The 25,175-nt window shown below is 43.5% G+C and carries 22 protein-coding genes; 8 read left to right on the top strand and 14 right to left on the bottom strand.

The genetic code is table 11. The features are described from left to right. Positions 1-165: 165 nt before the first annotated feature. Both map and V6668_RS15485 read right to left on the bottom strand, forming a co-directional pair. Positions 166-906 carry a type I methionyl aminopeptidase gene (map, locus tag V6668_RS15490; RefSeq protein WP_036615705.1) on the bottom strand — a complete coding sequence of 247 codons (741 nt, stop codon included), beginning with the start codon at positions 904-906 and terminating at the stop codon, positions 166-168. 168 nt (positions 907-1,074) lie between these two features. Further along, positions 1,075-2,037, bottom strand: a complete 963-nt coding sequence (locus tag V6668_RS15485; RefSeq protein ID WP_338706023.1) for a helix-turn-helix transcriptional regulator — start codon at positions 2,035-2,037, stop codon at positions 1,075-1,077. Between the two features lie 131 nt (positions 2,038-2,168). On the opposite strand from V6668_RS15485, the gene V6668_RS15480 reads away from it, so the two are divergent. Beyond that, positions 2,169-3,293, top strand: a complete 1,125-nt coding sequence (locus tag V6668_RS15480; protein ID WP_338706022.1) for a GerAB/ArcD/ProY family transporter — start codon at positions 2,169-2,171, stop codon at positions 3,291-3,293. Between the two features lie 86 nt (positions 3,294-3,379). Here V6668_RS15480 and V6668_RS15475 read toward each other — a convergent pair whose 3' ends face one another. Further along, entirely contained in the window at positions 3,380-4,648 is a 1,269-nt protein-coding gene (locus V6668_RS15475; protein ID WP_338706021.1) for a cytosine deaminase, read from the bottom strand. Continuing rightward, the gene (codB, locus tag V6668_RS15470) at positions 4,617-5,894 is read right to left on the bottom strand and encodes a cytosine permease (RefSeq protein ID WP_338706019.1); all 1,278 of its coding nucleotides are present in this window, start codon (positions 5,892-5,894) and stop codon (positions 4,617-4,619) included. The genes V6668_RS15475 and codB overlap by 32 nt, the downstream gene beginning before the upstream one ends. Positions 5,895-6,392: 498 nt before the next feature. Between codB and V6668_RS15465 the strand changes: the two genes are divergently transcribed. Beyond that, positions 6,393-7,346, top strand: coding sequence for an ABC transporter substrate-binding protein (locus V6668_RS15465; RefSeq protein ID WP_315372610.1), 954 nt, complete (start codon positions 6,393-6,395; stop codon positions 7,344-7,346). A gap of 172 nt (positions 7,347-7,518) precedes the next feature. Further along, positions 7,519-9,237, top strand: a complete 1,719-nt coding sequence (locus V6668_RS15460; RefSeq protein WP_338706016.1) for an AraC family transcriptional regulator — start codon at positions 7,519-7,521, stop codon at positions 9,235-9,237. Between the two features lie 42 nt (positions 9,238-9,279). On the opposite strand, the gene V6668_RS15455 is transcribed toward V6668_RS15460, so the two are convergent. The 3 genes from V6668_RS15455 to V6668_RS15445 all read right to left on the bottom strand — a co-directional run bounded on the left by V6668_RS15455 (position 9,280) and on the right by V6668_RS15445 (position 11,917). Beyond that, entirely contained in the window at positions 9,280-9,897 is a 618-nt protein-coding gene (locus V6668_RS15455) for a hypothetical protein (RefSeq protein WP_338708874.1), read from the bottom strand. A gap of 224 nt (positions 9,898-10,121) precedes the next feature. Continuing rightward, positions 10,122-11,156 (bottom strand): 2-dehydropantoate 2-reductase, encoded by a 1,035-nt coding sequence (locus tag V6668_RS15450; RefSeq protein WP_338708873.1) that lies wholly within the window; start codon positions 11,154-11,156, stop codon positions 10,122-10,124. A gap of 14 nt (positions 11,157-11,170) precedes the next feature. Continuing rightward, complete coding sequence (locus tag V6668_RS15445; protein ID WP_100527844.1) at positions 11,171-11,917, bottom strand: acetoacetate decarboxylase; 747 nt, start codon at positions 11,915-11,917, stop codon at positions 11,171-11,173. Positions 11,918-12,300: 383 nt separating this feature from the next. On the opposite strand from V6668_RS15445, the gene V6668_RS15440 reads away from it, so the two are divergent. Beyond that, complete coding sequence (locus V6668_RS15440; RefSeq protein ID WP_100527843.1) at positions 12,301-13,188, top strand: LysR family transcriptional regulator; 888 nt, start codon at positions 12,301-12,303, stop codon at positions 13,186-13,188. A gap of 87 nt (positions 13,189-13,275) precedes the next feature. Here the strand turns inward: V6668_RS15440 and V6668_RS15435 are convergent, their stop codons facing one another. Next, positions 13,276-14,682: a glycoside hydrolase family 4 gene (locus tag V6668_RS15435; RefSeq protein WP_100527842.1), complete on the bottom strand. Its 1,407-nt coding sequence runs from the start codon at positions 14,680-14,682 to the stop codon at positions 13,276-13,278. A 197-nt stretch (positions 14,683-14,879) separates the two neighbouring features. Between V6668_RS15435 and V6668_RS15430 the strand changes: the two genes are divergently transcribed. Further along, positions 14,880-15,710: an AraC family transcriptional regulator gene (locus tag V6668_RS15430; RefSeq protein ID WP_338708872.1), complete on the top strand. Its 831-nt coding sequence runs from the start codon at positions 14,880-14,882 to the stop codon at positions 15,708-15,710. 98 nt (positions 15,711-15,808) lie between these two features. On the opposite strand, the gene V6668_RS15425 is transcribed toward V6668_RS15430, so the two are convergent. Both V6668_RS15425 and V6668_RS15420 read right to left on the bottom strand, forming a co-directional pair. Next, a complete protein-coding gene (locus tag V6668_RS15425; protein ID WP_338708871.1) occupies positions 15,809-16,924 on the bottom strand; it encodes a phosphotransferase enzyme family protein in 1,116 nt (371 codons plus the stop codon). A gap of 140 nt (positions 16,925-17,064) precedes the next feature. Continuing rightward, positions 17,065-17,982, bottom strand: a complete 918-nt coding sequence (locus tag V6668_RS15420) for an ArsR/SmtB family transcription factor (RefSeq protein WP_100527840.1) — start codon at positions 17,980-17,982, stop codon at positions 17,065-17,067. A gap of 223 nt (positions 17,983-18,205) precedes the next feature. Between V6668_RS15420 and V6668_RS15415 the strand changes: the two genes are divergently transcribed. Continuing rightward, entirely contained in the window at positions 18,206-19,699 is a 1,494-nt protein-coding gene (locus V6668_RS15415; RefSeq protein ID WP_338708953.1) for an alpha-N-arabinofuranosidase, read from the top strand. Positions 19,700-20,305: 606 nt separating this feature from the next. On the opposite strand, the gene V6668_RS15410 is transcribed toward V6668_RS15415, so the two are convergent. Together V6668_RS15410 and V6668_RS15405 are read right to left on the bottom strand one after the other, a co-directional pair. Continuing rightward, on the bottom strand, positions 20,306-20,887 hold the full coding sequence (locus V6668_RS15410; protein WP_338708870.1) for a hypothetical protein: 582 nt from the start codon (positions 20,885-20,887) through the stop codon (positions 20,306-20,308). Between the two features lie 116 nt (positions 20,888-21,003). Beyond that, a complete protein-coding gene (locus tag V6668_RS15405; protein WP_338708869.1) occupies positions 21,004-21,918 on the bottom strand; it encodes a DsbA family protein in 915 nt (304 codons plus the stop codon). A gap of 134 nt (positions 21,919-22,052) precedes the next feature. Here V6668_RS15405 and V6668_RS15400 point away from each other — a divergent pair, with 134 nt between their 5' ends. Then, positions 22,053-22,400, top strand: coding sequence for a helix-turn-helix domain-containing protein (locus V6668_RS15400; RefSeq protein ID WP_338708868.1), 348 nt, complete (start codon positions 22,053-22,055; stop codon positions 22,398-22,400). 162 nt (positions 22,401-22,562) lie between these two features. Here V6668_RS15400 and V6668_RS15395 read toward each other — a convergent pair whose 3' ends face one another. Together V6668_RS15395 and V6668_RS15390 are read right to left on the bottom strand one after the other, a co-directional pair. Then, the gene (locus tag V6668_RS15395; protein ID WP_338708867.1) at positions 22,563-23,096 is read right to left on the bottom strand and encodes an NUDIX domain-containing protein; all 534 of its coding nucleotides are present in this window, start codon (positions 23,094-23,096) and stop codon (positions 22,563-22,565) included. Between the two features lie 42 nt (positions 23,097-23,138). After that, positions 23,139-24,023: a LysR family transcriptional regulator gene (locus tag V6668_RS15390; protein ID WP_338708866.1), complete on the bottom strand. Its 885-nt coding sequence runs from the start codon at positions 24,021-24,023 to the stop codon at positions 23,139-23,141. 124 nt (positions 24,024-24,147) lie between these two features. Here V6668_RS15390 and V6668_RS15385 point away from each other — a divergent pair, with 124 nt between their 5' ends. Next, a complete protein-coding gene (locus V6668_RS15385; RefSeq protein ID WP_338708865.1) occupies positions 24,148-25,158 on the top strand; it encodes an alpha/beta fold hydrolase in 1,011 nt (336 codons plus the stop codon). Positions 25,159-25,175 lie beyond the last annotated feature (17 nt).

Genomic DNA, 25,175 nt, shown 5'->3' with positions numbered 1-25,175 from the left:
CACCTCTGTCTATAACATAAAGATCAGATCTAAATATACGTTAAATCCTTCCATAATTTCAACATAAATTAATAAGCGAACGTTTATATTTTGATTTACTTTGACGTACCAATAAAACAAAAACAAAAAAAGTCGCTAAATTTAGCGACTTTCAGTTTGAACACCTTAAAGAGTGACAATAATCGGACCATTTTTAGTAAGGATAATGGTATGTTCTATTTGAGCTACATAGCTGTTTTTAGTAACAAAGGTCCAGCCATCTCCAGTTTGGACTACTTCTTCTTCTGAAGTTGAAATAAATGGCTCGAATGCGATAACCATACCTTCTTTTAACAATTCATCATCCGATGGATCATTATAATTATAGATGTGGTCAGGTGCTTCGTGTATTCCACGTCCAACACCATGTCCTGTAAGGTTTTTGATAACCGTTAATTCATGCTGTCTAGCAGTTTGGAATACGGCTTTTCCGATCCCGCTTTTTTTGGAGCCCGGTTTTGCTTTTTTTAGACCTGCTTCAAATGCCAATTTAACAACGTCGCATATTTTCGTTAACACTTCTGCACCTTCGCCTACGACAAACGAGAGTCCCGTATCTGCAAAATAACTGTTCTTGGAGCCCGACACATCAATATTGACGATGTCCCCTTCTTGAATAACCCGATCTCCCGGAATACCATGTGCCACTTCTTCATTAACACTAATACAAGTAAATCCCGGGAAATTATATTCACTTTTTGGAGCAGAAACTGCGCCAGCTTTCTCAAAAAGCTCTCCTGCCAAATCATCAAGTTCTTTAGTCGTTATGCCTGGGATGGTTCTTTGAACCAATTCATCTCGAATAGAAGCTACAATTTTGCCAATTTCCTTCAAGCCATTAAAATCTTCTTCTGTTCTTGCGATCATTTTTTCTACCTCACTGTCTTTTATCATTAAATGATTACATAAGTATTTTTTTAATCGAACATTAGATAATCATATCCAAAGCAGCAAAGCTTCGCAACTTTTTTATCAAGTTCTTTATCAAGTTCCCTGATCAAAATCCGATGAGTTCAAATGCTGTCAGTGAAGTTGTTAAAGTTGATAGTATTCCATTAACTCGGATACAACAGCAACAAGTCTGTCCTTCAAACGCTGTGGTTCGATGACTTGAATGGACTTCCCATAGGATAGGAGAAAATAGGGGACGTATGTATCAATTGATTTTTCATCAAATAAAAAGATGGCTTGATTAGAAGTCCGCTCTTTCAGATAATGTCCCATAAACCAATGCAGCCCCAAGTCATCCAATGCCTCTGATCGGCCTTCGATAACCAAGGAAATTAACCCCTCTTTCCCTCCTACATCAGGTAATAAACTTTGCAGAAAAAATTCACGAGCAGAAAAGGCTTCCGAACGCTTAAAGCGGAGCGGAGTAAGCTTGATTCGCAGAATACGATCTGCCCGAAAGCTGCGAAATTCATTTCTCAAGTGGCAAAACGCAATGGTATACCATTTATTATTCCAGTAAACCATTCCATATGGGTCTATTACTCTATTCTTGGGTTGTTCCTCACGGCTTCTGCGATAATCAATTTCGACAGAGCAATCATTAGCCACGGCTTGCTCCAATTCCGCCAAGATCGTCTGAACGGATGGATCTCCCATGCGATTGATAACGTTAAACCCGTCTAAATGACGGCGAAGTGTGTTTTCCTGATCCTGATTTGTATACATTTTCAATTTGGATGTTGCATTGTCCAATGCCTCACTCAAAGGGTATCCAGCTTCTTTTGCAAACACAGCAGCTTGGAGAAGTGCCTTTTTTTCATCAATATCAAATAACAGAGGTGCTTTGATATGCTGATTCAGCAAGCTATACCCTCCGTTGTGACCCGTATCGGAAATGATCGGTACTCCACTGGCACATAATGTATCAATATATCGATATACGGTTCTTATATTGATTTCTAACTTTTCGGACATCTGTTTTGCAGTTACTTTGGTGCCTGAATTCAGCATCCATAGAATGGCTAACATATTATCGTTCTTTGGCATAACCTGCATCCTCATCTTCAATTCATTATTGGATATCTCTACATTATATCATTCCAACTTATTTTACATAAAACAACTGCGTTGGGCGATACTACCTAGAAATATATTCTCCGGTTTGGAGCGAAGGCCAAATGAAGCAATCCACATCTAATATTAATACCTCCGAGGTAATTATTGTAGTTATCAATTCAATACTCGGAGCTGGAATTCTAACACTCCCTCGCACAATTAGTAAAGCAGTAGGGACACCAGATGTATGGATTTCTGTCATTTTATCAGGATTAATTGTAACCACAATCAGCATTCTTCTTGTAACCTTGTGTCGTAGATTCCCCGGTAAAACGGTATTCGAATTTATACCCGAAATCACAGGTCAGTGGATTGCTTATCTATTGGGACTTTTAATTATCGTGTATTTTGTTGTTCTTTGTTCATTCGAAGTTAGAGTCATGGCCGAAATTACAAGTATGTACATCCTTGAGCGCACGCCTACTTGGGTCACCATTATGGTCAGTTTGTGGATTGGTATTTATATGTTAACGGGTGGTCTTAAGGTCATCATCCGGGTCTTTTCAATTGTGTTGCCCGTTACGCTTGTGTTGTTAGCGCTGGTTTTCCTTTTAAGCAGCAAGATGTTTGAAATTAATAACCTCAGACCACTTCTGGGCGATGGATTCATGCCTGTGTTGAAGGGTCTTAAACCTTCGTGTCTCTCCTATTCTGGATATGAAGTTTTACTCATCATCACAGCTTACATGGTGGACGTGAAAGCAAGCAATAAAGCTGCTATATACAGCATACTTAGTTGTACGATCATATATTTGGTCACGATTGTTACCGTTGTAGGAAACTTATCTTTGCCAGGAATTCAAACACGAATGTGGCCAACGTTCGACATGGTTCGAAGTTTTGAAATTGAGGGGTTTCTTTTTGAGCGATATGAATCACTGTTCATTGTGTTTTGGCTGATGCAGATCTTTGCAACCTATGCTTTTAAACACTATTTTGCGGCAATCGGGATCCGAGATTTGTTTCGTCTCAAAAATATTACGAGCATACAATTCGCCATGTTGCCAGTCTTGTATGTAATTGCTTACTTGCCTAAAAACCTGGAGGAAACGTTAGCTTTGGGTGATTTTCTTGGCAATATGTCCATTTTTTTATTTGGCTTGTTACCCCTGCTACTGCTGATCATTAGTTTTGTTCGTAAAAAAGGCGGGAAGCAGGCTTCTAGTGAAGCACTTAAGACAAGCTGAATGTTTGGTTCTTATTGTATGTAGACAGTACAAAAAAGAAAAAAAGCCGCTAAAATAGCGACTTTAATGGGAGTATATTTTCTTCATTATTTATTAAAAGTAACCTTTTCTGTACCGCCTTCAAAAATGATGGATGTGTCCCGCGGCTTCGATTCCGCAATTTTACGGCCGCCTCTGTAGGAATAAAGTACGCCAGCTTGTTTGCGAACAGCCTCATATTCGTTCTCTGCTTCAAGTACGATGAAGTTAGCAGGTTTACCTTCTTCAATACCGTATACATCCTCAATGTGTAACGTTCTTGCGCTGTTTTTTGTAATGAGGTCGATCGAATTCACGATCTGGTCGTAACCAAGCAACTGCGAAGCATGAATCCCCATGTGCAGTACTTGCAGCATGTTGCCTGTACCGAGCGGATACCATGGATCGAAGATGTCATCGTGACCAAAGCACACATTCAGACCTGCTTCCTGCAACTCTTTGACACGCGTCAGCCCTCTTCTCTTCGGATACGTGTCGAAGCGTCCTTGCAGGTGAATGTTAACCAGCGGATTGGAGACAAAGTTCAGATCAGCCATCTTCAGCAAACGGAACAATTTGTACGTATAAGCGTCATTATATGACCCCATCGCTGTTGTGTGGCTTGCCGTTGTGCGTGAACCCAGTCCACGTTCGTAAGCTTCCTTGGCAACGACTTCAACAAAACGGGATTGCTCGTCATCGATTTCATCACAATGGATGTCGATCAGACGGTCGTATTTTTCGGCCAGATCAAACGCAACTTTCATTGAATCAACGCCGTATTCGCGTGTGAATTCGAAGTGTGGAATGCCGCCGACCACGTCAACGCCCATTTTCAGTGACTCTTCCAGCAATTCTGCCCCGTTTGGATAAGAGTGAATGCCTTCCTGTGGGAAAGCAACAAGCTGAATGTCCATATATGGAGCCATTTCTTCTTTTACTTCAAGCATCGCTTTAACTGCGATCAAGCTTGGATCGGTAACGTCCACATGAGTCCGTACATGCTGGATGCCCTGTGCCAATTGCCACTTGAGTGCCGTTTTGGAGCGTGTTTTGACATCTTCATGTGTCAAGAAAGCCTTGCGCTCCGACCAGCGTTGGATGCCTTCGAACAGCGTTCCGCTTAGATTCCACTCCGGCTCACCTGCAGTGAGCGTTGTATCGAGATGAATATGCGGCTCAATAAACGGTGGCAGCACAAGCGATCCGTTAACATCCAGGACCTCTTCATTCTCGGTCACTTCCAGCGATTGTGTAATTCGTTCAAACTTTCCGTCTTTCACAACGATATTCCATAGTCCTTCTTTACCCCGCAATTTTGCGTTCTGTATAATCATTTATTTTCCCCATTTCTTTGGTTTCTTTGGCAGGAACAATCAGCATCAAGACGATATAGGCCACTGCTGTACCAAGTAGTGCGTTCAATGGTGTTACGCCAGGAGCCAGTTGGGCAAATGCAACGCCGATGGCCCAAGCCACCATCGCTACCCAGTTTACATTTTTGAATGACATGTCGGCAAATGGCTTATAGTTTCTACGTTTCACAATGAAGTAATCTGCGATAATAATTGCCCCGATCGATGGTACCGCCGCGCCCAGTACGTTTAGGAAACTGACGAAGTTGTTGTACATCCACATGGCGAATACGGTACCCACGATGCCGTTTACGATGACGAAGAATTTCTTTGAGATTTTGGTGATGTTCGCAAAACCAAGACCCGAAGCGTACAGTGCATTATCGTTGGTTGTCCAGATATTCAGGCCCAGAACGATGATTGCCGGGATGATCAATCCTTGCAGGAACATGACCTCCGAGATATCAGCCAGGTTATAGGCCATTGCGCCAACTGCACCAAACAGAAACATGAGTGAGTTACCCAGGAAGAATGCAATCACTGTTGCAGTAACTGCCTGTTTCGATGTCCGGGAAAACCGGGCAAAATCGGGTGTCAGCGTTCCGCCGCTTATGAATGATCCAATACAGATCGTTAATGCTGCCGCCGCGGTAAGCGACTGAGTCGGCGTGTAATCAAGCAACCCTTGCAGACCACCCAGCGAACCTGCACCTTCGAACATGGAGTAACCACCGAGAATGGCAATCGCAGGAACCGCGATATATCCGAGAATGACGAGTGACTTCATGCCGAAAATGGCTGATGCTGTCATGGCAAGTCCGAACACGATAATCAACAGGTACACGTTCCAATCCATGGCTTTGGCGACTGGAATCGCGAACATGGCTACGCCTACTCCGAACCATCCGACTTGTGTGAAGCCTAGCAGGAATGAAGGCAGAAACGACCCTTTTGCGCCGAACGCATATTTAGCGAGCAGATGTGTGGACAGGCCCGTTTTGGCGGCGATATGTGCCAGTGCCCCTGTATAGATACCGAGCACCAGATTGCCTGCAAGCACGATGCCAATAAACTCCATGAACGTCAAGCTTACGCCCAACGTGCCTCCTGCCAGCATGCTTGCTGAGAAAAATGTGAAACCGAGCATGACGGATAACGTCTTCCAAAAGTGGTTTCTTTGCGATTTCGGCACAGCTTGCCATGAAAACTCTTGATCTTGTTTGCTCATCAGAATACCCCCAACGTAAAGTGTATCTGATACCAAAAAAAGCAGAAAAAAGAGGCTACTCGTCAAGTTATACACTGACAAGTAGCCTCTTTTTGCATCATAATCCGCGCGAAGACACAGAGCATCCCATGTCGGGATAAGCCCTGATTCTCGCGTGATTATGAAATCCGCTGCCCTTGCCAGCCTCTCTGGACTGAATTAAAGGTACCAGTATTCAATTACATACTATTATTTTGGAAAAACCTGCAGTTGTCAATGTCATTATTATCCAAAGGTTATTAATTCCTTATACAGCAAGCTGTTTTTGATCACGCATACTCCGATGACAACACACCTGCGGATTGAAAACAAAGCAACGAACAAATAGATGCACGCATTGACATTTGTACAAATAAATTCACTGCGTTTTTTTCATTGTAAGACGCTGAAAAGGCACCTATAATTACGTTGTAATTGATAATGGTTATCAATGAGAAAAAGAGAACTCAGGGGGAAACAATGATGAACAGTACAATTAAGAAACACCTATTCATATGGGGAGCATGCTTCCTTCTTCTATCCGTCCTTGCAGCATGCAGCCGTTCGGAAAGCGCCCCTTCACAAGAAGCTGTGAAGACCAACGAACAAACGACAAAAAGCTATACAACCCAAACAGGCGAAGTGATTGAAATACCCACTCAGCCGCAACGGGTGATCTATCTTGGTTCAACACTTGGAGATCTCCTGGCCATGGATATTTCCGTCGTTGGAGCCAATCTGATTCATGCTTCCGAAAGCTATATTGTAGACCGATTAGAAGGTATTGATGATGTCGGAAATCCTGGTGATTTGGAGGCAATAACAGCCTTGCAGCCTGCCTTGATTTTGAATGGTTATAACCAAGATGCTGACCGAAACACCGCTTTTTCGAAGATTGCGCCTACCATTCCGTTCAACTCGGCGTTACCATTTACGGAACGCGTACGCGAACTTGGCAACATTTTTGGCAAACAGGATGAGGCAGAGCAATGGATCAGCAGATTTGATACAAAAGCGGAAGCGATGTGGGACAAGCTGAATGTGGCAGAGGGCGAGACAGCGACCATCTTCTTGCAGTTAGGTAAACAGCTCTATGTGATGGGCAATCGTTCATTGGGTGTAGTCTTGTATCAAGAGCACGGATTTGCAATTCCACCAGCAATTCAGCAAAACATTATCGACAAGGAGCTAACATTCGTCGAACTTTCGGAAGAACTAATGCCGGACTATGCAGGAGATCATCTCTTTGTCCTAACGCTGGATAATGACGAAAGTCGAGCTGAATCTGATCGGTTGTTACAGAGCACACTATGGAAAACATTGCCGGCCGTTCAGCAAGGACACGTTTACACAGCATCAGCCGATTGGAATACCGACAACCTACTGGCACTGGAGCAATTGCTTGATGAACTACCGAAATGGATGAATCAATAATATCGCATAGATAACGTCAAAAATCCTCCAACCCCTTTGGGTTATGGAGGATTTTTGGATTTTGTAAACTTCTGCTACGTGTAATAATGTCTGCAACGAAACATTATCTAACGTGTAAAATGTGGTAAACTAGTAATTGAGAATTATTATCACTAGATCGGAGTGCTCCAGAATGCAAATGGCTTCCCTTTACATCCAACTGCAGCAGCATGATCTGCTTCAGCTCACACCACTGCAGGAAACCAATCATCATAATCCGTCAATCAAGAGCAACGCTGCCAATGAATATACATTGCTTATTGCTCTGGATCATGGAATTCGGGTGTTAACAAACAACATCTCCCAAGATCTGAGCCAAGGCAGTTGTATTCTGCTCCCTACTCAGCAATCCTACATTCTCCAAACGATAAAAGAGCAAGCGCATGTAGCCCGGTTGACCTTTCTTTCTTTTCAAGTGGATCAGTTGACTCTGCTTCCGGCTTGCCCTCCTCTTATTCTGGGCTTTCCTTACAGGCTGTCTCTTTCTACTATAAAACTTGCGTTTGCAAGTGAAGACTGGATTTCTCCGCTGCCTTTGCAATCCAACAAGCAAAATCGGTTGCAGGAGAAGAAATTCACGCCTACGCATCATTCAAAATCAGCAGTTACTCAGGCCCGGCTGCAACTGATACTTAGCCTGATGGCTCAGCTAGAAAGCGCTGCTCCGCCAGTGCAAAATGATCAAGCGGTACAGCGTACACTCAGCTATATGGAGCAGCACTACAACGAGGATCTGACCGTAGAGCTTTTGGCGGAAATAGCCGGCATGGTTCGATGGCAATATAGCAAATTGTTTAAAGTGATTACTGGCAAGAAGCCGACCGATTACCTGGCAGAGCTTAGAGTCAAGCATGCCAAAAAGCTATTGTCCAGTTCTAGCGATACCTTGCGTGAAATATCCAGACAAGTCGGTTTTAAGGATGAGTATTATTTCAGTCGGCGCTTTCATCAGCTCACAGGACACCCTCCACGGGAATACGCCAATATACTAAGACGTACCAGGCAAAGAACGATAACCGATTCCCTCGGCAGGCAGATTTCGCTCCCTGATGTGGCTATACGAATCGTGGCCACAGGTACCAATACCCTTGGTGAGTTGCTTGCTATAGGTATCCGTCCAGTCGGTGCGGGTATAACTACAATGAAATCACAAGTCATATATCGGAACAAACTGCTTCAGATCCCGGACATTGGACTGCAAGGCGCACCGGAACAAGTCTCCCTGCTGAAGCCTGATCTTATCCTGCTAGGCAACTATAGTGAGCAGCAGTTACCTCGACTGGACGCCATTGCCCCTACCATCGTTTATCGCGAATCAACCAGCACTTTTGAGCGTCTTCGTTATATTGCGGATCTTTTCGGCCGAAGCAGAACGGCTGAACAGTGGATCGACCGCTATAAGGAAAGTGTCAGGAGGATACGGCGACAATTGGCGGATGATTATATTGCAGGAGAACGAGCAACTGTCTATCTGTTGCTGGGTAAGAACATATATGTTATGGGACAGACGGGATTTGCCGCTACCGTGTATGAATCACTTGGCTTTCGACCCACCGAATCCGTAAATCAACTGATCATTAATGGCAGACCTTGGATACAAATTGATCACAATAAAATCACACAATACGGTGGAGACCGAAACTTCGTGATGATACCTCAGGAGGAGATGAATGTAAATATACCTTCTCCGCTCCAAAGTTTGGTTGGCATGTTGTTACCCAGTAAAGTACATATAGTAGAAGCTGGCTGGAACTACGATGATCCCCTTACCCGTGAGAGGTTATTGACGATTCTACCCTCTATTTTTGCTAAGGATGGACTCACACCGCTGCTAGCAAATGAAAAAAAATAAACCGTGAAGCACGGTTTATTTTTTCGAAAGATTTTCACCATCTTACGATATGTGTCCAACTACCTCTGGTAATACTCTTTCATATTCCTTATATAAAACATAACGATTAACACCTCTGGAAGAGTTAAGTGCTTCATGCGCGTGCTGAATAGCGGTATCGCGGTTTTCTGCTTTGAGTTCAATACCCACGAGCAATGTTGATCGCATCCACTGTTTTTTTATGGATTGAAGTCTTTCACGCGCATCTTCACTTTTCCCGTCTTCCAAGAGTAGAATGGTTTCGTAATATGTACGGTAGTCCGATAAGCCGATATGAGGTACAGCTTGCCGAATGGCAAACATATCCTTGCGATATAATCCGTAAGCTGCCTTGAACTGTGCTTGTGTTGTTCTTCGCTTATATTTCTGCATAATTTGCTCCATAACTAGTTCTACCTCATCATCAAGTCTGTTTGCAAGAACATAAATAATGTATGTCCCAGGTGTATTTTGCTGCTTTGATAAAAAGCACTCTAAACGATCTATGCGCTTATCAAATACTAAAGGATAAAAAACATGCTTAATAAAGGCGATAAGAATGGTAACGACTACAACCCCCACAATCAGAAATAGAGGATATTCGTTTATTTGCATAAACAAGACAAACATCAATACAACCAAATAAAACGTGAATTCCCACCAAGAGTACCTCATTATGAATCTCCTTCGAATAGTAAAATAACAAGCAAGTTATATTATATCAAAATTAATTCCCCTTTTTGTATAATGTTAGGAAATAAAAAATACGAAAAACAGTCTCCTCGTCTTAAATTTAAACCTGACAGGATTTACTGATACAACAAAAAAGCCGCTATATTAGCGACTTTCAGTTGAAATAATTGAATTTATTTTTGAACACTTAATAGTTTTTCAAAAGCTTTTATGTTCGTGTCAAAATCAGGAACGGTTTGAGTTTCTTCAGCAGATTTGACCAGTTTTACAACTAAATCATTATAAGGTGTCGCAATTCCCGTACCTTCTGCCCTGCTTGAAACAACTCCGTTAATGTAATCAATCTCCGTTTTGCGGTTTTTCTCCAGATCTTGAAGCATGCTTGCTTTGAGCAGTCTGGAGGGCTCCATCACGTAACGTAATGTTTTCACCCGTTCAGGGATATCTTCTTTGCTGTTCAGTTCGAGTGAAGCGATGTCGAATCCATTCATTTTAACCAAGGTAACCCCATTGGCGCGAGCAACTTTAATCGTCTCGTCCGCAATATGAGCTGCACTCACAATGCCGGCTTCATGATCAATAATGTCTCCGTATTCCCCATTCAATGCAGCGGACAAACCACTGAATGCATTGTTGATCAGCAATTTGGACCATTTGGTTCCAACCAGGTTATCGGAAATATGAGTTCCACCCACAAGGTCCAACACCGATTTCACACGTTGAATTCGTTCGGTGATTTCACCATTTAATTCGCCAATCTGAAAAGCATACTGCTTAAATTGAGTGTACTCGGTAGTCAGACTTGATACACCTGGTTCAATGAACGTAGCGCCGAATTCAACGGAGCCTGCAATAACACGTTTTTCACCCACGATGGACGCCACTTTTTCTTCCGGAATCCCGTTCTGCAAGGAACACACCATACTGTCTTCATTCAAGAATGGAATTAATTCCTGAAGGATGGAATCGTTGTAGAGTTGTTTGGTTAAAAGTAACACGAGGTCATATTGTCCTGATTTCTGATCAGGAGTAATGGCTTTTACTTTGGCCTGAAACTCTGTGGTACCCGTCACTTTAGCACCGGTCTGATTTAAAGCATCTACATGTTCTTGATATGCATCAATTAACTCAACGTCCAGTCCACCATCCGCAAGGTATGCACCTACGATGGTTCCCAAAGATCCCGCGCCTACAATTGCAATTCTCATTTTATTTTTCCTCCTTATTTTTCTTCCAGGTAGCTATATACAGGTTGTGCAGCGTTTAAGGTTAGGTTGGTAAGGATATGAGAAGCTGACACCACTTCCAACACAGGCAGATCTGCAAGAGGTGCCAACGCATGTTCGAACAGTTGAAGTCGGGCAGGTCCTGTCCAAGCTTCCTTCACTTCGATGTCCGTAATTTGAGTACGGATCAGATCACATATTCTTAAATTCCCGGTATAGTCGGTAGCAATCTTAATCATAAAATTAGGTCGGCATATTTCACGTTTGGCGAACTCTTTATCCATCTCCACATGTTTATATCCCATCGTTGCCGTGGCTACACGCAGCGTTCCATAATCTAGTGTGCCGACAAGTGTATCTGAATCGGTATACAGCTTGGGCGCACCCAGCTTTTTCGGATAGGCGGTGAGCTCTCGACCACTCGCAATCGCGGGGAAATTGTCTACGTACATCGAATGCACATAATCGCCTTCCTCCCCATTGAATTGTACAGGGATAACTTGTCCAGCTTCTGTATATGCACCCAGTCCAGAAACATCTGGCATCCACATCACTTCGAATTTAACCAGTGGTTCAGTAATTTCGAGAGGTTCTGGTACGGCTGCCCGCAACGCTTTTTCATCGGTCCGGTAAATAATATTCAAATATTCACGATTCACGAATTTGTACGGTGGCATTGGATATGCCGGAGCTGTTAGGGGTGTATTCAGATTTTTAGCTATGTTATTCACATCGATTTTCATCAAAGACACCTACCTTATGTTTTGGTTCTATATAAGTTGAACTAAAGATTATTTACACTGACACTACGATGACAGAACAACCTTCCAATCGCTGTTATCCCCAGATTTTTCGATTCCCTTTTCTAAAGGTGAAAATCCGTTGATAGCTTATGCTTCCGATGCAGCTTTCTTTCAGAAAGCTTGTAGGCGAACGCTTCGCTTTTTCAGGTTTTTTCTGTCCTCTCCGTTATTGTGTAAATGAGTAGTTCAACTTATATAGTCATTTTTGTTATTTAAAATTTGATCTGTATCTCATAAAAAAATTCTACATCAATATTTAAATTTAATATAATACATAATAAGTACTATATATATTTATCAGAATAAATAAGGAGTGCGAATGAATGGAATTGCTTCAGCTCAAATACTTTCAAACCGTTGCCTATACTGAACATATCTCCAAAGCAGCTGCACAATTGAATATTGCTCAACCTTCCCTAAGCTTAACGATTAAAAGACTTGAGGATGAACTGGGTACCCCCTTATTCCACAGGAGAGGAAGAAACATTCAATTGAATTCCTCAGGTGAGATTTTATTGAAGCATGTAAACCGGATTTTTATTGAAATTGAAAATGCAGAGATGGAGATTAAAGCGGAGGAACAGCAAATATCCAATACGATCAGGATCTCGATTACGAATACTCGGTTCCTCACAGGTCTCATTAGTGACTATATCAACGGTTCCCCCGAAACTAAGCTTCATCAGGGTATTGGGACACGCAGTGAAATTATTACAGGTTTGAAGAAAGGCGACATGCATCTGGGCATTACGGGACATCCGATTCAGGATGAGGAGATTGAGAGTGTTGTTCTTGTTGAGGAGGACATTGTTCTGGTTGTACCCACGAATCATGCATACGGCGGAGAGACAAGCGTCTCACTAAGTGTTGTTGCAAACGAGCCCTTTATTTCCCTTGCCGATAATAAGGAGTACAGCCGATTTACCACCATGCTCTGTGAAAAAGCAGGTTTTCTGCCCAATCATGCATTTGAGGTCGATTCTCATACCCTGCTTGAAATTATCAGGCTTAATCAGGGTGTTGCATTACTTCCGATCTCCGTGTGTAGAGCACTGGGGTTACGTTATGTAAAAATTGCTGATGATTCAGCGAGATATCCAATTAGCCTCTCCTGGGTCAAACAAAAATGGTTATCTCCTGCTGTAAGAGAATTCCGTGATTTTATTACTTCGTACTATGAAGACCATGCTGGCTTGTTTAAAGTGGAGTAGGATTTCTTGATACATGACAAACGATAAAAACAAAGACCACGTTAGTCCCATGGAAGGGACCGACGTGGTCTTTGTTCGTTATCGTTCTTAGCTATACTGCAGTCTATCCTTATACCAAACATCCGGAATCATCTTACGCTCCAGTTCCAACAATTCATGGATGATCTTGTCCGCGTCACTGATGGAATTCACGAGCGGGTCGGTGAGCATCGCCCTTCTCAGCTTCTCGTAGCTCTGTTCCAGAACAGCTTCAACCGTAAGCTCATGCGTATCCAGTACAAGTTCTTGCATCCCTCTTATCCCACGCGGCATCTCGCCTACATGGAGTGGTTTCGCCCCATCCATATCTACATCGCACAGTAGTTCCAGGAATGAATCGTTATTCATATTGGTTACCGCGCCTTGATTGAGCGTATTGATGAAGAATTTTTTGCCCAAGTTCCCTACCATATTCTCAATGATGTCGGTCGCATGATCTGGTCCGAAGGTGCTCATATAATCGGCAATCGGGATGTTCCCTGCAAGAAAGTCATCCACCTGCTGCCACATCTCATCGTGACGCTGATATCTGTCCTCTGTCTCCCAGATCGATAATGGGGGAATCGTGTCCGCAGTTTTGCCAAGACCTTGCCAATACCGAACGTATTCCTTTGTATGCGCCGTACAAGTGGGAATGATTCCGAAAATATCATACAGTTCATAGGTAATCGCATCGTTAAAAAGAGCTTTTGCGCCGCGATCACCGCCGTTGTTCTCCTCACCTGCCAGCTTGCGCATGGCTTCTGCGATCGTGGGCATCACATTTATTCCTTCATACTCGGCTCTGAGCAGCCAAGTGAAATGATTGACACCTGCGATACGAAAATCGAATTTCTGGTCTATTCCTGCGGTAAACTGGCTTGTATTTTTGATGATTCCGGCTCGTACGGCATAATAGGCTTTCTTATGCGGCATATGATGACTATCGCACAGCGCAAACGATTTAAGCTTCGGAGCATATCGATGTAATGCGATGCCATGAACGGTAGACGGGTTAATATAATTGATCACCCACGCATCTGGACACAGCTCCTCTATGTCTTTGGCGCACTCCATGATCACCGGTAGTTCCCGCATCGCGCGAAAGATTCCACCAGGGCCAATTGTATCGCCGGAACACATACGAATTCCATACTTTAGAGAAACCTGGCAGTCAATGCCCCGATATTTCACCGATTCTTCCGCAAAGCTGAGCACAACGAAGTCGGCTCCCGGTAGTACCTGTCTTCGGTCCACTGAACCCTCAATCTTTAGGGATGCGTTGTTCTCCTTGGCGACCATTTCCGCTAATTTCACCATTTTCGAGAGCCGTTCCTCGTCCGTATCCACCAAAGCCAGCGTTCCCTGATTCAAATATGGGGAGTGTACCATCTGCCAGATGGACTGCCGACCAAAAAACAGGCTGCCCGCCCCAATAACAACTACCTTTGGATGCTGAGTACTTGTAGCATTCATTAATAACCCCTCCTTTTAACGATATAAGTTCATTATAGGTGAGTGGGCTGGAATCGGAATGTGTGATAGTTTTCAAAACATGTCATATCGTACGATAGTTAACAAGAGATAAATCCTTTGTTATGATAGTCAAAAATGAAGGATGTCATAAAGTAGAGAGGAATGAGTTGGATTAGATGCATACAGGAACTGTAAATATGAGTATACTCGACGAACTTTCGGAGTATATCACACTTCGCATGAGCTCTTATTTGGAACAAACACACGACAGTAATTGGACGGAGTACAAGTCTCATTCCGATTATGATCTGTGGTTCATTACAGCTGGCTCCGTGCTAATTACCATCGATGGAATCGAGCATATGGCGAACCCGGGCGACGTCGTGTTTTTTTATCCGGATATGCCCTACACGGCTTCCACGACCGGAGAGTTGTGCCGATTCGTATACATGCACTTTGATTTCAGCATCGCTGAGCAGAAGCGGATTCTCGGCGAGTTTCAGCTCCAGGGCATCGTACTTGGCAATCTAATTCATGAGGAATCAACACTGTTCACCTCGTCCTATCAAAGATTCAAGCAGAGTAGCGGCGCTTCCGCCAGTCCACTTTATTTGAAAGCCTCTCTACTTCTCGTCATCGCCAAAATTTTGGAATTACATAGGCAAGGGCTGTATCAGGGTGAGTTTCTGAAAGACCGAAAACCGAGGAAGATCGAAGGAAGTCTGGAAGTTCTGCAGAATGTCTTCCCATACGTGGATGCAAATCTGCATCGTGCCATCCGAGTTAACGAACTTGCAGATATTGCTGGCGTCTCTGAGAAATATTTTATTTCTTTGTTCAAAAAAATTCTCGGTATTACACCGGGGCAGTATATCAATCAGATCAAAATGAACCGGGCCAGAGACTATCTGTACGAGAAAAAATATACGATCCAGCAAATTGCCGGATTTCTGGGTTATCCCGATCCCTTTACGTTCTCCAAAGCATTCAAAAAATTCTACAACGTGCCCCCTTCCAAATTTGAATAACATACCGCAGACAAACAAAGAGGCAACCGGTCGATCCGGCTGCCTCCCCACTTGATGAATCCTTGGTTATTCAGGGTTTAGTTTACGTACAGGTCCCTTCAGCGTCCCTCATACTCAAAAGGAGCTTCAGTGGAATACATCTCATGGAAAAATCCTTTATACGGTATATCCTCTTCCAGACATTTAATGAGATACAGCAGTTCTTCGTTAGCTTCCGGTTCTTCGCCAGCACGCTGCATTTCCTCAAATTGACCTAGAATATTCTCCAAGAGAGTGACTTGAATAAATAAAGGCAGCTTCTCCAGCATCGAATCTTCGATCTTGGTTTCGGAAGTATATCCAGCGAGAGCGGTTTGGAAATAGTCATCCATGAACTGTTTGCGTTTATCCTCATTCGGCTCAAATTGAATCCAGCCGACGCCATGTGTCCATAGATCTGCCAGATCATACATATACCAACCGAAGCATGAATTATCAAAATCATACACGGTGATCTGACCGGTATCAAAATCAATCGAGTAATTCCCGTCATTATAATCAAAATGGATCATGCCGAATGTCTCTTGGTTTGTATCCAAACCTTGTAAGATATTCAGAAGCTCAACCATCTTCTCCTTAAGCAGAGGGAATGATTCAGGTACCAGATTATCGATATATTCACCGCTGTAATTGTCAATCAAATGATGCCGGCGATGGACGGGAGTGTACCCTTTCGATAGTTGATGCATCCTGCCCAGAACTTTACCGCTATTATAATAGTATTCGCTAAGTGGAATGCCTTCCCGGTACTGATAATGGTTCTCTACCAGCAACTTCCCTGTGGCCTTCACAAACATACAGATAAAGAACGTATGCTCACCATAAGTGACCTCTTCTAACAGATCGCCCTTTTTCGAGCTGACTACATTCGAGACACTTGCACCGTGCTCAAATAAATACCGGACATACTCCAGTTCGGCAATGTAATCTTCACGCTTTCTGTCAGGCAAAAAAGACACTCGGAGAATTAGCGATTCACGTCCATCTTGCTCACAGGTGTAAACGACATTCCGTCCACCCTCATGAGGCGGAATAAGCTGAATGTTGTAACCCTCCAGGTCAAACAACTCGGATACCAATGCCAATACATGCGTATTGCTGATGTTAACAGCTTCGTTAAAATTGATAATAATCTCCTCCAGTAAACATTGTTTGGACGGTTTCCCGCACTGCAATGTCCACAAAAGGAATCTCTGTAACGCAAATATCCTTCTGTGAACCTAAAGCAAAATCACCTTGTTAGACATTTAAAAACGCTCCTTTTTGTTCAGATGGTTACATCTTATCCTAATATTCCACATTTTACTAGCCAAATTTATAACTCAGCAGCCTCGTAATAGTACCGTATCAAAATGTCCTGATCGTAGTTGCCAAACCCTTTCCCGAACAACGTAAGTCCACCTCGACCGGGCACCCCTTCTTCCGGTCTTAATCCAAACGTCCAGTAAGTGGATGAATCCAGCTCCAGATCATGGATACGCACATCTGAGATGCGCTGGCTATCCATAAACGTCCCTTCTCCGTTAATACGTAGCACCTTCAGTACACCATACTGGTTGACGTCCAATTTCCACCATAACGGTGTATGTTTGCCCTTCCGATCTCCAAAATCCCCTGGGCTTGTCCAGGTTCCGAGGTGATGACCATTAAGGGAAAAACGGATGTCGGAAGGCCAGTTTTCATTAACTTGGGGTGCTTCCGAACTGAGTTCGAGTGAAATTTCAATTTCCTGGAGACGCTGTTCTGTATTCAGATAATTGGGAATCTTATATTCCAGAAAACCTCGTGCCAACCAAAGAATACCTGCATTGACCCGATCCGGGTCCATGAAGCAGGCCGGGGTATCATAATGCCCAATCATCTGCGTTGTTGTTGCAATGCCACAGGTGGGCCAGGCTTCGTAATCCGTATACTGACCAACCGGAATAGAGACTTCATGATAAGGAGCATCAACTGGTTCAGGGGAGAGATTGATAGTCATAAATTCTTGCAGAATAAAGCAGTATTTATACGTTCCACCGTTCTCACGCTTCATGCGGCTGCCTACGATGCCCGCTTTCTGCAATTTGCTCACATGTGTACTAACGATGGCTTTGCTCAGATACAGCTCTTTGGCAAGCGCATTGATATGCATCTCCCTGTTTTGCAATAATAAGCGAACGATATTTAAACGGGCCTCGCTGGCGAGCGCCTCATATATGATCAAGGATGTGGCATCCGTGCCAAGCATCATGAACTTCACTTCCCTATCTCTATAGAATCCATAATTATTGATTTAGAATTCGTTATTTAGCGAACCCTGCGAAATAAACTTGCTCAGCATAATAGCATTATGATACACATTAGATAACAAATCAATGAGTTGATTTTGCTTTTATGCGAACTCATTGTGAAATGAAGTTTCTTACAACCCTAAAATTAATTCTATGGAGGTTTTCCCATTGCTTACATCAAAAATGCTTATTGATAAAGACTTTCAGATTGCGGAAGTAGATCCGCGTGTCTATGGTTCATTTATAGAACATCTGGGACGGGCCGTATACGGCGGCATATATGATCCAGGTCATCCCACCGCAGATGCTCAAGGTTTCCGTCAGGACGCTATTGAAGCGATCAAGGCTTTGAATGTACCCATCGTTCGTTATCCGGGCGGCAATTTCGTATCCGGTTACAATTGGGAGGACGGCGTTGGTCCGGTAGCGGAGCGTAAACGCAGACTTGAACTCGCTTGGTGGACGATTGAAACAAATGCGGTAGGAACAAACGAATTTGCAGATTGGGCCAAACTGGTTGGAACCGAAGTCATGATGGCTGTAAATCTGGGTACTCGCGGCATTGATGCGGCCAGAAACCTGATCGAATACTGCAACCACCCATCTGGCACATACTGGAGTGATCTGCGTATCTCTCACGGTTACAAGGACCCGCATAAATTCAAAACCTGGTGTCTAGGCAACGAAATGGACGGCCCTTGGCAGATTGGTGCAATGACTGCATATGAATATGGCCGTATTGCCAATGAGACCGCTAAAGCGATGAAATGGGTAGACCCGGAAATTGAGCTTGTGGCTTGCGGAAGTTCCAGCCGTGACATGAGTACATTTGCAGATTGGGAAGCAACCGTGCTTGATCTCACCTATGAAAATGTGGACTACTTGTCCCTGCATCAGTACTACAACAACAATAAAGACAACACGTATGACTTCCTGGCGACATCGCTTGATCTGGATCAATTTATTGATAGTGTGGCTTCGATCTGTGATTTTGTACAAGCCAAGAAACGCAGCAAAAAGAAATTAATGCTGTCTCTGGATGAATGGAATGTCTGGAAATCCATCGGCACAAGCCGTATGGAAGAACGGTGGCAGATTGCGCCTCCAGAGTTTGAAGATGTGTATACACATGAAGATGCACTAGCTGTGGGCTGTTATCTGATTACCATACTCAAGCACGCCGACCGTGTAAAAATGGCTTGCCTTGCTCAGTTGATTAACACCATTGCACCAATCATGACGGAAAATAACGGAGCAATCTGGTTCCAGACGACGTATTTCCCGTTCATGCACGCATCCAACTTCGGTCGTGGTACGGTGTTGCGATCCATCACAACTTCACCTAAATATGATTCCAAAGACTTTACAGATGTGCCTTATCTCGAAGCGATCAGTGTGCATGATGAAGAGAACGGCACGATCACAATCTTTGCGGTGAACAGACATCTGGATGAGAAGTTGGAACTGAATGTGGATCTGCGTTCCTTCGGCGAAACCACATTTGTGGAGCATATCGTATTGGAGAACAACGACTTGAAAGCCACCAATACCAAAGAAAACCCACGTAACGTTGTTCCTCACAACGGCGGATATACAACGGTTGACCAAGGTAAAGTGCAAGCAGTCTTGAACAAAGCATCATGGAACGTGATTCGCCTCGAAACCAAACAGGCTTAATAAGAGCGGGATAGAGTTTTCTCCTACTCTGCAACATCAGCATTGTTTTTCGCACCGCGTGTAGCTCCCTGCGCGCGGTGCTTTTTGCTGTATGATGGCAAACGGCCCAACTACATAGTTCCAAAGTTAGAAGTGTGGCGCGTATTTGAAACCTCATTTTTTATTCCTCGCAACGAACGAATTTAACGAACACAGGGAGTCTTATTTAACCCGTTTCGGGCGAATTTTAATTCTAACGAACACAGGAGAAGCTATGTTGCAGAATCAGCCCCCTTTTTCATACTATCTCCTACATTTTGCAGCGAATAGGATTTGTCATGTTCGTTAGCATTTTAATGGCTTGATATTGACCCGAATAAGGTTTCTGAGGTTCGTTAGCGTTGAGCAAGCATGCGAAATCGAGCTGGTTCGAACCCCATTTACAGCATAAGCAAATAAGCCACCCTCCGTTTGCCGTACGGAGAGCAGCTTGCAGTTAAGCATCTAGCGGAGAAGATAAGGAACAGAACAGATCAGAAAGAGATCAGATCACCCAACATACTAGCAATCCTTCCTTCCCAAATGCAACGAAGGTTGTGTTCTATTTCACGATTTTCATTTCAAGTATTATCCTTGTTGTGCTTCCTCTTCAACTTCGGTTTCAGCCTGAGCTGCTTGGCTTGCTGGAGTCATCAGCCCTTGAACTGCCCCCATAAATGGCTGAATCTGCTTAATCATGCCATACCCCATTTTAACCACAGGTGTAAACCGCTGGATCATGCCAAACAACCGCATACCCCCGCCTAACATACCTCCAATTGAGCCTGCACCGCCAACTCCGCCGAAGCCACCTAACAACGAGCCTAGCATAGGCATGAAAGAGGATACCTGAGCTGACCGAGACGATGAACGAGACATCGACCGGGATCGTACCTGTGACTTACGAGTGCTGTTCACCCGTTTACGTTTTCGAGAGGATGCTGTTTTTCTCGTAGCCCCTGCTTTAGGTTTGGTTTTGCGAGCACTGCCTTCAGATGAGGGTGCTGTGATTGCGGCCTGAGTAAGCTTTCCTCCCCCGGTAAGCACTACGCCTTCGCTGTTAACGCCAGAGATGTACCCGACGTACGTCTCGCCATTATGAAGAGTCACGCAGACTGGGCGATCCTTCAGCCGTTTCACCCGGACGTGTATTTCATTGGTCTTAGCCATGGAATTCACCTCACTTGACTTGATCTACTTCAGTCTACGCAATGGGTGGACGACTTGCCTGTGCGAATAACACATCCGTGTGCCAAAAGCAGGAAGATTCTAACACGGCTCCTGTCTCAGATATGCTCAATATACATCTCATTCAAAATATGACCCATACGATATGTGTGCTCTGCCAATTCAGATTTCACATATGATTCAATATCAGTCTTTTCGAGATTGTACATAACCTCCATTTCTTTAGAAAAAAGAAGGTGTCCCTCATTGATTTTCTGCTCCAACGAGGTTATCTGTTTGGGTTTCAGATCACCACCAAGCACCTCCTGAAGTGCTTGCACATATGTTTCAAGAGAACGCGCTCCGACAATTTTCATACCCTGGTTCTCTTCATTCACAATGATAATGGATGGGAAACCTCTAACTCCCAAACTAGCCACACTCTCAAAGTCTTCCTCTAATAACTCTTGTGCAGATTGCTGTGCAGCCGCCTCAACCACTTCTTTACCATTTAAACCCAGTTGATTGACGATATCCGTCAGCACATCATCTTCTCCAATATTTCGATTAAATACAAATACGGCTTCACGCGCACGTCTTAAAAAGTCCTGCTCTTTCCCAGGGTGTGTACTCTGAATGACCTTAAATACGCGAGATGGCGGATAGGAAGAAAGTATTGGATTATCATGCCATAAGGAACCGTCGATGGGCATGCGTGAATGTTCACCCACTTCCTTCCAATGCGCTGCAACGTCCGAAGGTTTCTGAATCCCGTTAGCGCCATCCGAGAAACCATTCCAGTTAGCCAGTAGCCCACCCATTTTGATTTGTAGCGTAAAATAATGGCCGTATTCCTCAATAAACCGATGAAGCACAGGCTCAAGCGCCCAGCAGTGAGAGCAGATCGGATCTGTTGCGTAATATAGAGTTATCCTTTTCTCAACATGATTCAGATTGATTTCTTGCATCGCCTCTTCCTCATTCACACCACATACGCCTGTTTCCAGATCACACATCATTGATTCGTTACTCACGTTTATCCCGCCTTTATATTGTCTTATGAATTGATTTTCTTGTGTTAGTTTGATTATAATGTCTACAATCTTCTGAACAAGTACGATTCTTTTTCTGACTTAGTATCAAAAAGTATACTATTGGAGGGTATCAAGTGAAATACGACTTTAATTTCGATCAGTTATGTCCAGCGACTTATGCATTTCAGGTCATTGGAGGCAAGTGGAATCTTCCGATCCTGGCAATCCTCAGTGAAAATGACTGTATACGTTACAATGAATTAAAAAGAAGACTGCCTGGCATTACCGGAACGATGTTAACGAACTGTTTGAAAGATTTGATTCATTCCGGCATCGTGCATCGGGAGCAATATAACGAGGTGCCACCGAGAGTGGAGTATTCGCTCACAGAATCAGGCAAGGAATTGGTTCCTTTAATTGAATCCATGGTAATATGGGGTCAGAAAAATATGACAGCAGGCGTGAAGCAACAAGAACTATAACTCCTGGCCTAGTGTAACCCCTTATCATAGATGTTCATTTTTGAATCGCTCTGTACACTTTGTTCAACGACAAAAAGGCTATTTCACTGGACCATCATGTCCTTTGAAATAGCCTTTCCTTTATAAATACAAGACGGCCGCTTGTTTACGACGTGTGCACATCTAACTATTCAGGTCGTCATCTTCCTCATTTCCTAAATACATAACCGTTTTTTCTCCATCAACCAATCTAATGATCTGCTTTCGTAATTTTGAAGGAAATAAAGGTAGTTCGTATATATTTTTAATTTCAAGCCATTCAAATTCCACCTGATTTTCGTCACTTGGCAGAATAGAACTATCTTGGTCCATCAAACCTATGTACTCGCATAAAAAAACAAAATCTACACGATGAAGAGCTTCACCATATACACCTTCAATGACAAATTCCAGTGATAACGGTTCTACATCTATTCCGATTTCTTCCGCAACTTCACGCTTCACAGCATCCGTCAGGGTTTCACCTGCATTCTGGCTCCCACCAGGCAGAATGTAGATGACTTCATCATTATCATCCTGCTTCATTGCAAGCATTCTCCCGTCTTTAATGATCAATGCTTTTGCAGAATTTCTAATCTTTCTCTCCATTGCTAATCCCCCATATATATCTGTATCATGTTGTTGAAGGTTGATTCCATTTAACATCACGATCTCCATGAAGAATAGTTTAACACATACATCTAAACAAATTCTGAACAATCAAATCAACTCACTCTTGGCGACCTCCATGAAAGCAGCCATGGACGGAGAGATCCATTTTTCCCGATGCCAGAGCATTTGCGCAGAAAAGGATACATCTGATAAATTCCACGGCAGAGCAACCACTTCCCCATCGCTCAACTCTTTCTTCAAAGCCATTTCAGGTAATAAAGCGATCCCTAGACCAGCCGCAACACATTGTTTAATGGCTTCTACACTATGAAACTCCAGCTCTGTCAGAGCATCTGCACCTTTCTTCGTTATGGATTGGTCAAAATAAGTGCGATACGAACAGTTCTTTTCGGTCAGCAAAAAATGCTGTTTGTGGAAGTCATCAATGACCAACTCGGAACGCGATGCTAACATATGATCGGGAGAAACCACCATTTGAAAGGTCTCATCCTTTAAAAACTCTGAGTGAAGGTCTCTGGAATTAATAGGCTCATCCAATACAAAAACGACATCGGCATGCCCTTCTCTCAGACTTGATTTAAGCTCTTGCCCAGACAAGGGGCGGAACAATAACCGCACACCAGGATAGTCCGCTCGGAAGCGTTTGAACAAGGCTGGAAGAAGATATGCACACAGCACTTCGTCTGCTCCGATCACAACCGTTCCCGCCAATTCTCCGTGCTGACTGGATATGCACTTTGCTTCCTCTACATCGTTTAATATCTTAGTGGCATACGGCAGAAACTGTTGGCCAGCATCCGTTAACACAACCTTTTTGCCTAATCGATCCAGCAATTTCACCCCGAGCTCTTCTTCCAGCGATTTGATTTGCATGGTTATGGTAGACGGTACATAGCTCAATAATTCAGCAGTTTGACTAAAGCTGCAGGTCGATGCAAGTGTCCAAAAGGTTTTTAGCTGGCGTATTTCCATGAGTCAGGTACCTCCTAAGTTCAAAATAAATGAATGATATGTTCGATAACGTTTCGTTGAATTGATAATAGACGTAATGTAGAGTGAAATCAAGTTATTACTATTTTATAAGGAGAATCAATCTATGAACAATTATGAAACATATAACCTTGGAGATACATTACTTCAATCGGGACAACAGCTCCCTCAAGCCTTTATCGCTTACAAGACCTATGGAAACTTAAATGCGGCAAAGGACAATGTTATTGTTGTCCCAACATGGTTTGCTGGAATTCACACAGATAATGAATGGTTAATTGGAACAGACAAAGCACTGGACCCCAGTCGTTATTTTATCGTTGTGCCCAATATGTTAGGTAACGGGTTATCGTCTTCTCCAAGTAATACCCCTGCCCCATATGATAAGAACAACTTCCCTATCATCTCCATGTATGACAATGTGCATGCCCAACAAAAACTCATCACTCAAAAATTCGGTATCTCCAAAATCAAACTTGTTGTGGGCTGGTCTCTAGGAGCCATGCAGGTTTATCAATGGGGAACTAGTTATCCTGAGATGGTCGAACGTATTGCCCCCTTTGGCGGAACAGCTAAGAGCAGACCCCATACACAGTTGGTATTCGAAGCAATGATCGCGGCGTTACAGGCAGATTCGAATTATAAAAATGGTAGATATGAGCGCCCTCCGGTTGCCGGTCTCGCAGCGATGGGAAGAGCTTATGCTCCATGGGGGTTTTCGCAGGCATACTATTTGGAGAAATTGTATCAATCTGAGGGGTACGACTCCTTGAAATCTTATGTAGAAGATTACTGGGATCAGGTATTTCTTCCCTTCGATGCTAACGACTTGATTACCATGTTGCGTACAGGAATCTATGGAGACATTAGCGATAATCCCGTAGATGACGGCAACTTCGAACAGGCGTTAAGCAAGATCACTTCTCCTGCACTCGTTATGCCAGGATCAAGTGACTTGTTTTTCACGCCTGAAGATAGTGCGTATGATGCTCAGCATATGCCAAACGCGGTGTATCAACCTATAGAGTCCAAGTGGGGACACTGCTTTGGAATCGGAGCAAACGAAGAGGATTCACTCGTTATCGATCATCATCTAAAGCAATTTTTGGAGTCATGAGTAAAAAAAGAAGGAGT

Source organism: Paenibacillus amylolyticus (assembly GCF_036894225.1).
GTDB lineage: Bacteria > Bacillota > Bacilli > Paenibacillales > Paenibacillaceae > Paenibacillus > Paenibacillus amylolyticus.
The sequence above is the reverse complement of the archived record's forward strand: the minus strand, read 5'-3'. Positions and strand labels throughout refer to the sequence as shown.

What these genes read in the sequence shown, in the direction of transcription:
- V6668_RS15440 (WP_100527843.1), top strand. Translation starts at nt 12,301, where the DNA reads ATGGAATTGCTTCAGCTCAAATACTTTCAAACCGTTGCCTATACTGAA.
- codB (WP_338706019.1), bottom strand. Translation starts at nt 5,894, where the DNA reads ATGAGCAAACAAGATCAAGAGTTTTCATGGCAAGCTGTGCCGAAATCG.
- V6668_RS15415 (WP_338708953.1), top strand. Translation starts at nt 18,206, where the DNA reads ATGCTTATTGATAAAGACTTTCAGATTGCGGAAGTAGATCCGCGTGTC.
- V6668_RS15450 (WP_338708873.1), bottom strand. Translation starts at nt 11,156, where the DNA reads ATGAGAATTGCAATTGTAGGCGCGGGATCTTTGGGAACCATCGTAGGT.
- map (WP_036615705.1), bottom strand. Translation starts at nt 906, where the DNA reads ATGATCGCAAGAACAGAAGAAGATTTTAATGGCTTGAAGGAAATTGGC.
- V6668_RS15465 (WP_315372610.1), top strand. Translation starts at nt 6,393, where the DNA reads ATGATGAACAGTACAATTAAGAAACACCTATTCATATGGGGAGCATGC.
- V6668_RS15430 (WP_338708872.1), top strand. Translation starts at nt 14,880, where the DNA reads ATGAGTATACTCGACGAACTTTCGGAGTATATCACACTTCGCATGAGC.
- V6668_RS15485 (WP_338706023.1), bottom strand. Translation starts at nt 2,037, where the DNA reads ATGCCAAAGAACGATAATATGTTAGCCATTCTATGGATGCTGAATTCA.
- V6668_RS15420 (WP_100527840.1), bottom strand. Translation starts at nt 17,982, where the DNA reads ATGATGCTTGGCACGGATGCCACATCCTTGATCATATATGAGGCGCTC.
- V6668_RS15395 (WP_338708867.1), bottom strand. Translation starts at nt 23,096, where the DNA reads ATGGAGATCGTGATGTTAAATGGAATCAACCTTCAACAACATGATACA.
- V6668_RS15460 (WP_338706016.1), top strand. Translation starts at nt 7,519, where the DNA reads ATGCAAATGGCTTCCCTTTACATCCAACTGCAGCAGCATGATCTGCTT.
- V6668_RS15480 (WP_338706022.1), top strand. Translation starts at nt 2,169, where the DNA reads ATGAAGCAATCCACATCTAATATTAATACCTCCGAGGTAATTATTGTA.
- V6668_RS15435 (WP_100527842.1), bottom strand. Translation starts at nt 14,682, where the DNA reads ATGAATGCTACAAGTACTCAGCATCCAAAGGTAGTTGTTATTGGGGCG.
- V6668_RS15445 (WP_100527844.1), bottom strand. Translation starts at nt 11,917, where the DNA reads ATGAAAATCGATGTGAATAACATAGCTAAAAATCTGAATACACCCCTA.
- V6668_RS15385 (WP_338708865.1), top strand. Translation starts at nt 24,148, where the DNA reads ATGAACAATTATGAAACATATAACCTTGGAGATACATTACTTCAATCG.
- V6668_RS15410 (WP_338708870.1), bottom strand. Translation starts at nt 20,887, where the DNA reads ATGGCTAAGACCAATGAAATACACGTCCGGGTGAAACGGCTGAAGGAT.
- V6668_RS15475 (WP_338706021.1), bottom strand. Translation starts at nt 4,648, where the DNA reads ATGATTATACAGAACGCAAAATTGCGGGGTAAAGAAGGACTATGGAAT.
- V6668_RS15390 (WP_338708866.1), bottom strand. Translation starts at nt 24,023, where the DNA reads ATGGAAATACGCCAGCTAAAAACCTTTTGGACACTTGCATCGACCTGC.